Below are 282 nucleotides of genomic sequence, written 5' to 3'. Positions count from 1 at the left end.
CGTGCACCGGTGGGCGATCAAGTTGCTGTCCGTTCTGGAAAAGGCATTTCGACGTCGCAAGCGCGCAGTCGGCAGGAGCTGGCGCGTGGATGAGACGTATATCAAGGTCAAGGGACAGTGGAAGTACCTGTACAAGCACCCGACCCGCTTGGAGGGTGAAGCGCCCCGGGTTTTCCGGAGACTCCACTTCTTGAGAAAATGGAGCTATGGAAAACACGAAGAAGAAGTCCCCGAGGTACTCGCCGGAAGTTCGTGAGCGGGCTGTGCGAATGGTACTGGAAC

At 57.4% G+C, this 282-nt stretch carries 1 pseudogene; it reads left to right on the top strand.

Features of this window, described 5'->3' with window-relative positions:
* Positions 1 to 136, top strand: a pseudogene (locus VSR82_RS40220) (DDE-type integrase/transposase/recombinase); the annotation flags it as partial.
* Positions 137 to 282 lie beyond the last annotated feature (146 nt).

This window comes from Burkholderia sp. JPY481 (assembly GCF_038900515.1).
GTDB classification, from domain to species: domain Bacteria; phylum Pseudomonadota; class Gammaproteobacteria; order Burkholderiales; family Burkholderiaceae; genus Paraburkholderia; species Paraburkholderia youngii.
This window is presented reverse-complemented; position numbering and strand designations above follow the sequence as displayed.